12 protein-coding genes are annotated in these 12,673 nt (G+C 48.6%); 4 read left to right on the top strand and 8 right to left on the bottom strand.

Annotated features, from left to right (window positions below; genetic code table 11):
* Window positions 1–187 precede the first annotated feature (187 nt).
* A complete protein-coding gene (locus ACWHX8_RS06185; protein ID WP_447971089.1) occupies window positions 188–1,243 on the top strand; it encodes an alcohol dehydrogenase family protein in 1,056 nt (351 codons plus the stop codon).
* A 113-nt stretch (window positions 1,244–1,356) separates the two neighbouring features.
* On the opposite strand, the gene ycaC is transcribed toward ACWHX8_RS06185, so the two are convergent.
* On the bottom strand, window positions 1,357–1,983 hold the full coding sequence (gene ycaC, locus ACWHX8_RS06180) for an isochorismate family cysteine hydrolase YcaC (protein WP_447971088.1): 627 nt from the start codon (window positions 1,981–1,983) through the stop codon (window positions 1,357–1,359).
* A gap of 50 nt (window positions 1,984–2,033) precedes the next feature.
* Window positions 2,034–2,891 carry a pirin family protein gene (locus tag ACWHX8_RS06175; RefSeq protein ID WP_447971087.1) on the bottom strand — a complete coding sequence of 286 codons (858 nt, stop codon included), beginning with the start codon at window positions 2,889–2,891 and terminating at the stop codon, window positions 2,034–2,036.
* A 140-nt stretch (window positions 2,892–3,031) separates the two neighbouring features.
* On the opposite strand from ACWHX8_RS06175, the gene ACWHX8_RS06170 reads away from it, so the two are divergent.
* Window positions 3,032–3,361 (top strand): winged helix-turn-helix transcriptional regulator, encoded by a 330-nt coding sequence (locus ACWHX8_RS06170; protein ID WP_447971086.1) that lies wholly within the window; start codon window positions 3,032–3,034, stop codon window positions 3,359–3,361.
* A gap of 300 nt (window positions 3,362–3,661) precedes the next feature.
* On the opposite strand, the gene ACWHX8_RS06165 is transcribed toward ACWHX8_RS06170, so the two are convergent.
* Window positions 3,662–3,874 carry a helix-turn-helix domain-containing protein gene (locus tag ACWHX8_RS06165; RefSeq protein WP_447971870.1) on the bottom strand — a complete coding sequence of 71 codons (213 nt, stop codon included), beginning with the start codon at window positions 3,872–3,874 and terminating at the stop codon, window positions 3,662–3,664.
* Window positions 3,875–4,552, bottom strand: coding sequence for a hypothetical protein (locus ACWHX8_RS06160; protein WP_447971085.1), 678 nt, complete (start codon window positions 4,550–4,552; stop codon window positions 3,875–3,877).
* Window positions 4,553–4,745: 193 nt separating this feature from the next.
* Between ACWHX8_RS06160 and ACWHX8_RS06155 the strand changes: the two genes are divergently transcribed.
* A complete protein-coding gene (locus tag ACWHX8_RS06155; RefSeq protein ID WP_447971084.1) occupies window positions 4,746–5,516 on the top strand; it encodes an SDR family oxidoreductase in 771 nt (256 codons plus the stop codon).
* A 594-nt stretch (window positions 5,517–6,110) separates the two neighbouring features.
* Here the strand turns inward: ACWHX8_RS06155 and ACWHX8_RS06150 are convergent.
* The 4 genes from ACWHX8_RS06150 to ACWHX8_RS06135 all read right to left on the bottom strand — a co-directional run bounded on the left by ACWHX8_RS06150 (window position 6,111) and on the right by ACWHX8_RS06135 (window position 11,564).
* Entirely contained in the window at window positions 6,111–7,085 is a 975-nt protein-coding gene (locus ACWHX8_RS06150; RefSeq protein WP_447971083.1) for an IS30 family transposase, read from the bottom strand.
* Window positions 7,086–7,460: 375 nt separating this feature from the next.
* On the bottom strand, window positions 7,461–9,512 hold the full coding sequence (locus tag ACWHX8_RS06145; RefSeq protein ID WP_447971082.1) for a sigma 54-interacting transcriptional regulator: 2,052 nt from the start codon (window positions 9,510–9,512) through the stop codon (window positions 7,461–7,463).
* A gap of 315 nt (window positions 9,513–9,827) precedes the next feature.
* Window positions 9,828–10,367, bottom strand: coding sequence for a hypothetical protein (locus ACWHX8_RS06140; RefSeq protein WP_447971081.1), 540 nt, complete (start codon window positions 10,365–10,367; stop codon window positions 9,828–9,830).
* 204 nt (window positions 10,368–10,571) lie between these two features.
* Window positions 10,572–11,564: a hypothetical protein gene (locus tag ACWHX8_RS06135; protein WP_447971080.1), complete on the bottom strand. Its 993-nt coding sequence runs from the start codon at window positions 11,562–11,564 to the stop codon at window positions 10,572–10,574.
* A 131-nt stretch (window positions 11,565–11,695) separates the two neighbouring features.
* Here ACWHX8_RS06135 and ACWHX8_RS06130 point away from each other — a divergent pair, with 131 nt between their 5' ends.
* Window positions 11,696–12,607: a LysR family transcriptional regulator gene (locus tag ACWHX8_RS06130; protein ID WP_447971079.1), complete on the top strand. Its 912-nt coding sequence runs from the start codon at window positions 11,696–11,698 to the stop codon at window positions 12,605–12,607.
* Window positions 12,608–12,673 lie beyond the last annotated feature (66 nt).

Below are 12,673 nucleotides of genomic sequence, written 5' to 3'. Positions count from 1 at the left end.
ACGTGAGATCATGATGTCATACATCGTAAGGAATGTGCCAGGCCATAACACTCAATCTGCGTGATACCTGTATGATGAAAAACAATCAATTGTTATCAGCTAACACGAGCCGATAGGATACACAGGATTGAATCCCCTACGGGGAAACCAACTCAGGAAGCGTGTAAAGAGAACACGGAGGCTTGTTGTGTCGCATCCATTTCAAATGAAAGGCGTCCTTCTCACGGGGTTTGGGGGTTTTGACAAACTCAAATACCGTGAAGACCTTATAGTACCAGAACCAGCAGCTGGGGACGTCCTCGTCAAGGTCGGTGCATGTGGTGTGAACAACACAGATATCTGGACACGTGATGGAGCTTATGGCCATTCCATCGATCAACAGGCTCAATCAGGATGGCGAGGTGGGACGTTTCAGTTCCCCAGGATACAAGGCGCCGACATCGTCGGTCATATCATCGCCGTTGGAGACGGTGTACCAGAGTCACGAATGAACGAGCGGGTCATTGTTAACCCCACCTTATACAAAGGGAACCGTGAAGACAGTCTTTATCACGCTGGTCTCATTGGAAGCGAGCGCGACGGTGGGTTTGCGGAATATGCCACTGTCCCGGCAGAAAATGCATTGGCAATCGATACCGGACTTTCCGATGCTGAGCTTGCGACGTTCATGGTTTCCTACCTCACCGCCGAGCATATGCTCAATCGAGGACGCGTGTCCAAGAATGATCGTGTCTTGGTCACTGGAGCTTCAGGAGGAGTGGGGTCGGCTCTCGTACAACTCGCAAAACGTCGGGGCGCTCAAGTTATTGCTGTCGTCGGAAAGGGGAAAGACCTTCAGGTTCGATCAATTGGGGCTGATGTGATCTGTATTCGTGGAGCGAATCTCCATACTTGTTTGCGCAACTCAGAAATAGGAACCGTTGACGTTGTCGTCGACATTGTCGCTGGTTCGCAGACAGCCGAATTGCTGGATGTGCTGAGTCCGGGGGGACGGTTTGTGACCGCAGGTGCGATCGCTGGATCTGTCACCGAATTCGACTGGAGAAAAGTCTACTTGAAACATTTGGACATTCTCGGCTCGACAATGGGTACGAGGCAAGAGGCAGAGGACTTAATCAGATACATTACAGCATCGGAAATACAGCCGTTACTCAGTGAAACATATCCAATCAGTGAAATGGTTCAAGCCCAAACATCATTTCTGGAAAAACAGTTTTTCGGAAACATCGTTTTAATCCCGTGAAAAGATTACTGAATTTAGTGCCGCAATTGATTTTGGCTTTCGGCCTCCTACGCGCCGGTCCGGTATTATCATGAAAGCTGACTCTTCATCACTTCTCTCAATGGCTGCCATTTTTATCCGTTTTTCGCAAAATAGCTGGTCATGAGGTTACGGTAATTGGGTATATGGTGAGAAAATAAGGCGCCCAATCCCTCAATATCATTGCGCCAATCACGATGTAGCTCACACGCCATGCCAAACCAACTCATCAATTGTGCGCCAGCAGCCTGCATCCGCAACCACGCACTGTGACGGGTAACCTCGTTGAAGGTGCCGGAGGCGTCGGTGATCACAAATACGTCGTAGCCCTCTTCAATCGCCGAGAGTGCGGGGAAAGCCACGCACACTTCTGTCACAACCCCGGCGATGATGAGTTGCTTGCGGCCTGTTTTCTTCACGGCGTTCACAAAGTCTTCGTTATCCCACGCGTTGATGTTCCCAGGGCGCGCAATGTAAGGCGCATTCGGAAACATCTCTTTTAACTCTGGGACCAAGGGACCGTTGGGACCATTTTCAAAACTGGTCGTCAGGATGGTCGGAAGGTTGAAATAGGCTCCGCACGCCGCCACGGCCAAGACATTGTTCTTAAACTCACCGGGAGCGAAATCTTGTACGACGGAGATCAGGCCAGATTGATGATCCACCAGCAATAAAGCAGCGTCCTCTTTAGAAAGGCGATTGTATTGGAAGTTTGATGCCACGATGTGAGTCCTTTCTGTATACAGTTGGTATGATGGTTACTCAAAAAATATTAAAAGCGTCCTGCACGATAATCGGTCATGGCCTGAAGAATTTCTTCCTGTGTGTTCATGACGAAGGGGCCTTGCCCCACGATGGGCTCGTCAATCGGTTCTCCGTTCAAGACGAGAACCGTTGCGTCGCTCGTGGCTTCCAACGAAAGACGATCACCATTCCGTTCGAACCGCGCCAGCTCTTTTCGGTTGAGTGTACTCGCGCCATTGACCACGACAGCTCCCTTCAAGACCAAGAGTGCAGTCGTAAATCCATCAGGCAAGGACAGATCGATTTTCTGTCCTGTGTGAAGGTGGATGTCCCAGACATTGATGGGAGTGAAAGTCTTCGCCGCACCCTTCGTGCCTTGATACTCACCCGCGATGACTCGGACCGTACCACTGTTTTCACCAAACGGCACAACCGGAATATCGTTGCTAACAATTTCCTGATACCGCGGCGTACCCATTTTGTCTTTGGCGGGTAAATTGACCCACAGCTGGATCATCTCCAGGGTGCCGCCATTTTGGGTAAATTCGCGTTCGTGCATTTCTTCATGGAGAATTCCGCGTGCGGCCGTCATCCATTGGACATCGCCCGGACCGATTGTCCCGGCATTCCCCGCATTGTCACGATGTTCGAGTTCTCCTTGATAGACAATCGTGACCGTTTCAAACCCACGATGGGGATGTTGCTCAACTCCTCGCGGGGTATCAGACGGCTCGAATGTCATTGGACCAGCATAGTCCAACAGGAGAAACGGGCTCAGTTCCTTCCCGAGATCGTCGTACGAAAACATCGTCGTGACGGGAAATCCATTGCCGACCCAATGCTGTTCACTTTGTCGTTCGATATTTATGACGTTTTTAGTTTTCATGGTCGACACATTCCCCCTTTTGCTCGTGCAAGAGCGACATGAACCGTTTCTTTTTTAATCCCTCAATGATATATAAAGCTTGTACGTTCCTTATGCAAGTACGATCATCAAGGATACTGTCACTACTCAAGGAGTTCTCTATGCCTGCCAAACATGTATCTTGTCCTGTAGAGGTAACATTGGATGTTATTGCTGGACGATGGAAGATTTTAATCATTCATCAATTGCTTGAGGGCACCAAGCGGTTCAATCAACTGCAACGGGAGTTAGGCGGCATCACTCATCGCACGCTCACCAAACAATTGCGTGAGATGGAAGAACGCGGATTGATCAAACGAAAAGACTATCAAGAGATTCCACCTCGCGTGGAATACTCGTTGTCGCCCCTTGGACGCACATTAGAACGCCTGTTAGTGGCTATGCAGGAATGGGGGGAATACTACGAACGGACGACATCACGGAAAAAATGAACGTCAGACCAACACACCTGCCTCTGTTTTAATCTCCTACCACCGTGGGAAAGTGGACATTTCCAATGACCGAGTATCACATCATTGAATCTCTACGATGAGGTAGTGAACTGACACTCGTGATTGTCGTCATCGTAGTGTAATGGTAAACGTGAGATAATACTGCTTCAGAGAGGTCGGTTTTGCAATGTCACGATTCTTGCTGACAAAAGAGAACTCGCCCTTGCGATCACCAAAATATGGAGGTTGGAATTGTAATTTAAAGCGGGTGCATTATAAATGGAGTCAGATTGTGATTAACTAAAAATTAATAGACTGTCGAAATTGGCTTGGGGTGATGTGGAGATGTTTTTTAAAAGTCGTCGTGAGATGGCTATGACTGGAGAACCCTGTGGCGTGGGCGATTGAGGTAATATCGTCTTTGCCGTTCACCAAAAGGCTCTGCACACGGCGAAGTCGTTGAGTAATTATATACTGCGCTGGTGTGGTACCGAACGCTTCGCGAAATGCGATTCAAAAATTATGAGTTGTCATGCCGGCAATTGTCGATAGTTTTGCAAGTGTCATTTCCTCCGATATGTGATCGTAGATGTATTCTTGCAACATTCGAACTGAGCGATTGTCAAACGGCTGCAAGCTATGCTGAGGTGGAATCTTAACCTGATGGCCACCATACTCTCGAAAGAGATGAAGAGAGAGCGTTTGGCTGATCGACTCCCCCAGCAAACGCGTTGTGTCATCGTTCTGATCTAGGCATTCGATCAATTTCCGCACCGCATGAAAGCAAAAATCATCTCGGTGGCCGTGTAGTGGGGCAATGTGTGAAAACTTTTCTTCTCTGAAAATCCCGCTGCGTATACGTTCCGGTTTAAGGAAAACCACGCCGTAATTTATCTTTCCTCCGCGGGCACGGCTTGCATAACGTGCACCAGCGGGAACAATCCAAATTTCCCCAGAATTCGCCGGACCGAAGGATTTCCCTCTACCGTCTAGCTCTGTCTCAAGGGCACTCATGGTTCCGCCTAAGTGCACGATGACCGCGTGTCGGTCATCATTAATAGACCATTCTATGCCATTCGAAATATCTTCTTTAGTAAACACAGCATCAAATGCGTTCCATTGAGAATACGTCTCTTGTTTCAAGGGCGCCATGGAAGTATTCGCACCATTTTGTTTGGTAAGGACATCCATCAATCACCTCCAAGTACCTCTCATATAGTAACCTGGGGATTTTAAAACTTTGCTGGAGAATTTGAAAGCGTCTTCCATCAGATAGACGGTATCATTGTACACCTATGAGACTGGATCTTAAGAATTCATAAATATTCAAGAGAGGCACATAATTGATCCTTTCGAAATCTATCCATAACTAAGGAGAATTACGATGAACAACACACTCAAGGACAAAGTCATTGTCATTGCTGGGGGAGCAAAAAACCTTGGCGGTCTGATAAGCCGTGATCTTGCTGAACATGGGGCAAAGGCATTGGTCGTTCATTACAACAGCACCAGTACCCGTGACAAAGCAGAGGAAACCGTTGACGCTGTTAAAAAAATTGGCGTGGAAGCTTTTGCAATTCAGGGTGATCTCACAAAAGTTGAAGAAAACCGCCGTCTTTTTGACAAGACCATTTCCCAGTTTGGGAAAGTTAACATTGCAATCAACACAGCCGGTATGGTGATTAAGAAACCACTAGGAGAGATTGACGAGTCGGACTACGATAAGATTTTTGCTATTAACTCCAAAGCAGCCTTCTTCTTCATGCAGGAAGCCGGGAAAAAACTCAGTGATCGAGGCAAATTATGTACGCTTGTTACTTCTTTACTTGCCGCATATACTGGATATTATTCAATCTATGCGGGGTCTAAAGCGCCTGTGGAGCATTTCACACGAGCCGCCTCGAAGGAATTTGGTTCCCGCGGTATATCTGTCACGGCGGTAGCTCCTGGACCAATGGAAACGCCATTCTTCTACGGCCAAGAAACCGAAGAGTCGGCACACTATAATCAGACGGCAGCCGATTTAAGCAAGTTCACCAAAACAGGCCTCACTGATCCAAAAGATATTGTCTCTCTAGTTCGCTACCTCGTCACGGATGGTTGGTGGATTACGGGTCAGTGTATATTTGCCAATGGTGGGTACACCACTCGGTAAGAATATCCGCGTAGGCCGCCAATTAACAGGGAACAAATTATTATTAAGCAGAAAGGAAACATGTGCGCACATCTCTATTCCTTCTCGCCGGGTTCTTGATTCTTGGCGGGTCTCTTCTGCTAGGGAAACTATTCTCCGAAAATTATCCGGGTGCCATATTCGTGGCTACCGTCGCCTATGTTGCACTTTGGTTCTTCATCGTCAGCGGCAATATGTGGGTCGGTGTCACGAGAGCAGGTTACTCCGTCAGTGAAGAATTGCCCATTTTTCTCCTCATATTTGGTCTGCCCACTGCTGTTGCAATATTTCTAAAGTGGAAAATTCTTTGAGCCTGTCAGGTAGTGGGTCCACCAAGGGTTTTAACCTGCAACGCGTTATCTCTCATATACTTGTCTTCACTAATATGGATCAGTGCCTCACATGACAAGTTTGACTATCCTCCGCCTGATCCTTCAGGGAAGATATTTGCTCTTCAACTTAGACTGAAAGAAAATAAGCATGCATATCGGAAGACACTACCGCTTGAAGGACCTTCTCCTTTTGACACGAAGAGAGATTTTCGTCTTCAGTCTTCTCTCAATTCTACCCCCACATTCAACCTTGAAGTGCACCACGGGCTTCGCGAAAGACTTCATAGGGGGTTCGATAGCCTAAACACTTTCGAGGTCGATTGTTTAGAAGCTTTTCAATACGATTCAAGACAGCCGGTCTCAGGTGGTGAAAATTCGTGCCTTTGGGCAAGAACCGCCGAATCAATCCATTCACCTGCTCCACACTGCCTTTCTCCCAACTGTGATACGGTGCACAGAAAAATGACTGCGTGCGCAGAGCTCCATTGATTTTTTCATGGCAGGTATTTTCACTGCCATTATCATAGGTGATGGATTGCCGCAGGGCAGGGGGATAACGCTTCAACCGACGCCGGATCGCCTGTTGCGTGTCTCTGGCCGTCTTTGTGGCCAAGACACTGATATGAGTCAGGCGACTCCTGCGCTCGACCAAGACATTCAGGCCATGTGTGCGGTGGCCCGCCACAAGCATATCGGTTTCCCAATGCCCGGGTTCCCGACGTTCCGTGGCGGCGAGGGGACGGTGCTCTAAGCCTGTCCGGTTCTTGATTCGCTCGCCAGTTTTCCGATACGGCCGCTTCGATTTTCGCTTCGGGTGGTGTCGGGGCAGTGAGGCAATCAAGTCGGGCGTAACCTGATAAATATATTGATAAATAGCTTCGTGGCACACCGCAGGCAGAAGCCTCTGCTGCTTTAAGCGTCCCGCAATCAATTCCGGGGTCCACCCGATTTGTAATTGCTGCTGCACATAGGCTCGGACCTGTTTCGACTTTAAGCGCTCGCGCTTTGCGCGACGGTGGAGCCGAGAGCCAGCGAGGAGCTGAGCCCCGCGTGGGAAATACGGTTGCCGAAACCAGCAATTTCGTCTCAATTCCCGGCTGATGCTGGTATGACTCCGCCGTAAGCGTCGCCCCATTTCACGGAGGCTGAGCCGTTCTTTCTGCCACCAATAGATGAGCGTCCGTTCTTTGTGATCGAAATGCGTATAATTCTTTCCCATACACCACCTCCTGGAGATAAGGATACCGTGGTGCACTTCATTTTAGAATATGGGGACCAGTCTGTTTGTATGATAATAGGGTCAAGTCTAGTTTTATAACTTTACAAACTCTCAGCACAGATTGAAGAGCCTATCAACACAGACCGTTCGGCAGGAATCAGTCATAGAAGTTACTAGTATATATAACTAGACTTGACCCTGGCATAAAACAGTAAGGTCGCATTGTGTTCGCACTTCAGATTCCCCTTTGCGTACAACTTTATACCAAGAGAGGTATAGTGGTTTGATTTTCAAATGAGCTTGTCTCGTCTGACCCGAGGGGCGAAGTGAATGTCATGTGTACCAGTTGAACGTGAATATACTGGGGAAACGACATTAGACGGGCCGGGAAATATCAAGCTTTTTCATTTTCGAGATAAGGGTTGTCCGTTTCATGCCCAACTGGGCCGCAGCTCCCGCCGTGCCGCCAATCACCCACTTGGTTTCACGAAGCACCTCGATGATGTGGTCGCGTTCGACTCCTTCCAACGTGGACTTCGACTGACGAGAGGGTGACGCCTTTGGTGCGACAGATTTGAGTTCAGTCAGAGGAATGGAAAGCATGGGTCCCTGCGAAAGAATGACGGCCCGCTCAATGACATTTTCCAACTCACGAATGTTTCCCGGCCAATGATAGCGCGTGAGGGATTCCGTCACTTTACTCGGAATGGTTTCTATTGTTTTGTTCATACGCACGGCATTCCGTTGCGTGAAATAACGAACAAGTATGGGAATGTCGACTGGTCGCTCGCGAAGCGCAGGGATCGTGACAGGAAAGACATTGAGACGATAGTATAAATCACGGCGAAACTGTCCGGCTTCGACCATAGCCCCCAAGTCCCGGTTCGTCGCCGCAACCAACCGCACATCGACTTTGATGGTACGCGTACTCCCCAAACGCTCGAATTCCTGTTCTTGCAAGACCCGTAATAATTTAGATTGCAATTCCAACGGTATCTCTCCCACTTCATCTAAAAAGATCGTGCCACGGTTGGCCAGTTCAAACCGTCCAACCTTTTGCGCGATGGCTCCTGTAAAGGCACCCCGTTCGTGCCCAAATAATTCACTTTCCAACAAGCCGGTCGGAATGGCCGCACAATTGAGTTTAACCAAAGTCCGTTCATTTCTTCCGCTTCGTTGATGAAGCGCTCGAGCTATGAGCTCTTTGCCAGTTCCCGTTTCTCCTTGGATCAACACGGTGGAATCGGTGGGGGCCACGATTTCCACCTGTTGGAGCACGCGCTTCAGTTCAACACTTTCCCCGATGATTTCGTCGAATTCATGTTCGGTACGAATTTCATCTTTTAAATAGGTATTTTCCTGCTCGAGCTGTTGCTTCAATTCCGTGATTTGTTGATAGGCCAGCGAATTATCTAGTGCAACGGCCACCTGCCCTGCAACCTCGGAAAGAAGCGTCGGGACGTCTTCAGGAAAACCCTCACTGTTTAAACTGGCAATGTTCAACGTTCCCAACACCTTTCCTCGGATAAGCAGCGGAGCACATAATCCGGACTTCATACCTTCGGCCAACAACTGACGTGTGGTATCTGAGTCGTATGCTTTCAAGTTCGAGTCATTCCACGCCACAGTCGTTCGATCCTGAAAAACCTTTCCAGCGGGCGTCTCATCCTTTCCAATGATTTCTCCAGCAGGGATGACCCCTTTCCCGACAGGGAAATCTAATCCATACCTTCGAAACACCTCGGTCTCCGCATCATATAAATACAAACTCGTCGTGACGTCAGGCATGACTTTTCGTAAGGATGTGCTGAGAGAAACAAACAGTTCACCTAAATTCAGGGTCGACACAATGGCATTCGTCACTTCAAGCAAGAGTTGTGACCGGTCGCGCGCGCGCGTGAGATCTTGAAAGTGCAACACATTGTCCACAGCCACCGCTACCTGCCTTGCAACCTGATCAAGAAAACTCATATCCATCTCGTTATAGGTAGCCGCGTCTCGACTGGCAAAGATCAAAGCTCCCAATGGCCGCAAGGCGGTCGTCAATGGAAGTACACACAACGACCGAATTCCGTCTTCCCGCATTAACGGAAACGACTTGGGATACCGTGGATCAGCGGTGATATCCGTGACAAAAAACGGTTCCTGACTTTGCACGACGGTTCCCGCTGGATGATCATCCACATGCCATTCTTTTCCACCTCCAATGTCAGCAGATACATTCGCGTGAATCAGGTAATCTTGAACCATGTGCCGCTCAGGGCTATAGAGTACCAGTGCGAGAAAATCTACCCGGATTACCTGAGGAATATGCTGCGCGAGAGCCTTCAATAGTCCAGAGAGATCCCGGTGCGCAGAGATGGACTCTGAGACATTCAGCAGCGTTTGTGACCACTGATCATGTGAATGACTCGATGTAATATCCACCTCCGTAAAGTTTATTGCAAGGAAAGAGTAAAGCGGATAATCCGATTATCGTCAAGAAGATACCACGTCTTACCTTCCTACAATACAACGTCAGCGGTAGTCTTTGAAAGGAGTTATTCTCGCTCTATCTGCCGTACCCCAAAAATCGTTCATCATCCTCACGATTATACATGGCATACCGTTTTAACGGTCATGTCTGTTGCGTTTTGAGGAAAATGGTGCTTGCAGGAAGAACAGAACAGTGAAAACGAAGTGCGCTCGAACTACCACCGATTGGCGGTAGTTCGAACGACATCAGTCTTGTCACCCAACTGGTCACTGAGGTGTTTTCGGCATCGCATTAATGCTTGTTTCTCCATGCGAACCACGATGCAAGTCGATGACAGTGCCCGCTTCATTCACTTCGACCGTCACGACTGCGCCTTCTTCAATGCCTTTCGTTTTGATTTCAAGCCGGCCAAGAGGGAACACTTTTTCTCCATCGATGGTTTCCAGTTTAATCTCCTTGTTCATTTTCCCCATATACACGAGTTTCCCGGTGTAAAAGTGATGATGACCCTCTTCGCCTTTAGGATGGGCCTCAATTACCGCGTTGTTTTCATCCAGAACAACGGTCATGGCATCACCAACCTTTGGAACGGTTTGTCCATGTCGACGGGCATCGTTCGCATTCAGCTGTAGATTGCCCGTTGGCGTTTTGAGAGTAATAATACCACCTTGATCGGCTGTCACCACTCCGTCAACCTTCTTATGTCCTTCGCTGAGCGCATCCGCCTGTCCAATACCTGCCATGATCAAAAACATGGCTAAAAAAATTGATACAGCAACGATGTGGAGATGAATGAGACGTTTCATGATGTCCTCCTTTTTGAAATTATTAAAAAAACATTCGAATGGGTTCCACTTCTTTCTAGTTCGATGAAGACGCGAGAACAAAAATCGCTGTGACCGAATAGTGTTCTTTTTCTCTTGAACCAGAGTTTTCAGCCAAATTGTTGCTCGTCATTTCATGAGTCTCCTAATGATTCGATTCTGTTTAAGACATTCTTACACCGGACATCACTCGACCGTTTTTCGCAGTAAGACCAGATTGTCGAGAACCAGATTCGATGACCAGATGAACTCGGCATCTGCCTTCGGATCATCAAAGACATCCGTAAAGTTCATGAATGCCGGCTTGTTATCAACGCCGACCGTATCATTCGTGAAGACGGAGGCTTGTGGCCAGGCACTGTCATCATAATTCTCAACAAACCAGTTTTTGGGAAGAGTCCAATGCGCAGCTGAAAATGATCTTCCATCTTGAACACTTTTCGTCGAACAGGCGGAGCTGTCTCTGCGCTGGTTCTGCACTTTCAGACATGAGCGATCTTGCAGGGGCGCAATGTAAAATGTCTGGGCTCTCCAGGTGCCATTCGTTATCGTGACGGTCTTTCCGCTTTCGTCCTTGATCACGGCAACGAACCCGGCGTCCCCTGGGTGATAGGCCTGTCCTCTGTTGTTCTCTGAGCCCAATCCAAGATGTTCTTCCCAATCAACCGCCAAGACAGCCACAGAAAACGGGCGATCAACCATAAATCGAATGACACTGCTATTAAACGGCGTGAAAGGAACCGCATCGACGGCCAGCAACCGACCGTTCACGTATAACTCAAAATAATTGTCGGCAAAGATATAGGCCGTAAAGTTCTCTGTACCGCCGGCGTCCATCACAGGGACGGTTTTCGGATCAAGCTCTGAAGGATGGCGCAACTGGACGTCATCACATTGATTGAAAAGGTCCGATGCCTTCTCTGCACTCTGGAAGTGCGTCTTCGCCGGCACGATCCACTCCGTGCCATCTTCAGCCCCGATCTTTCCAACTGCACTCACACGCGCTTTGGCTCCTCTGCACGTGTAAAGACCCGGATTGACCGTGTGAGCCAACCCGGTTGTGAAAGAAGGCATCTCTTCGGCCATGACTCCTTGGCTCAAGACGAACGTCCCAAGAGCCACTACGAGCAACCTGCAAGCAGGCTGCACCACCACGGAAATGATTTTCTTCGTTGCCATGATTTATCCTTTCTTTTTTGAGTAAACCATCAAACCTCATGTGGAATACAAGACATAGGATACACACCCACCACTCATAAGAGAAATGTTTTAATTTTATAATACTTATATATTTATGCTATAAATGAATTGTGGAAATACGAACCCTCAGAAGTTTCATGGCGGTGGCCTCGCTAAAAAGTTTTTCAGCCGCCGCACGGGAACTCAACACGGTGCAGCCCGCGATCAGCAGGCATATATCTGATCTGGAAGATGAACTTGGAGTACGCCTTTTCTGGCGCAACACCAGGGAAGTAAAGTTCACAGCGGCTGGTCAAAGCCTCCTACGCGAAGCCCAAGAGATTCTCTCCCGCGAACGGCAGGCGAAAGAGCATGTCCAACGGGCCGCCCGTGGAGAAATTGGACGCTTACGCATCGGCTACTTAGGATCCGCCTGTTTTAGTTTCATGCCCGAATTGGTGAGGGGATATTCAACGCACTACCCGGATGTACAAATCAGCCTTCAGGAAATGACCGTGCGACAACAAGTTGAGGCCTTTTCAGCGGGACAGTTGGATGTGGGCTTTTCCCGTCCAATGAGTCAGACTGAACGTATTGGTTTTTCCGCAGAGGAAATCTACGTGGATACGTTGATCGCAGTCCTTCCCGAAACTCATGTACATGCAAATGCGAAAAGCCTGCGGTTGCGTGAACTGGGAACAGAGCCCTTTGTCTTGTTCACACGCAATGAAGCCGTTGGCCTGTTCGACCAGATTGTCAGTGCGTGCCAACGTGAAAAATTCGCGCCGAGGATTTATAGTCAGCCGGGTAATATGCAAACGGTGCTCACCGAAGTCGCAGCCGGCCTTGGAGTATCGGTCGTACCGGGATGTGTCCGAAGATTGTATACGAAGGGCTGTGTGTTTGTTCCGATCGACAAACAAAAACCATCAATTCCGACCGTGCTACACTATCGATCAGCCCCGCCTTTGCCGATCGTAGAAAATTTTGTTGCGCTCGCGATGAAGGCCAAGCAGGCTATCCAACGACACATGTTGAAATAGCCTGCTTGTTTTAACACCCGCTTTACGCAGACTGATCGAATGCACAGATTTTGAATGCCCGTACCG

The organism is Nitrospira sp. M1 (assembly GCF_965152605.1).
The sequence above is the reverse complement of the archived record's forward strand: the minus strand, read 5'-3'. Positions and strand labels throughout refer to the sequence as shown.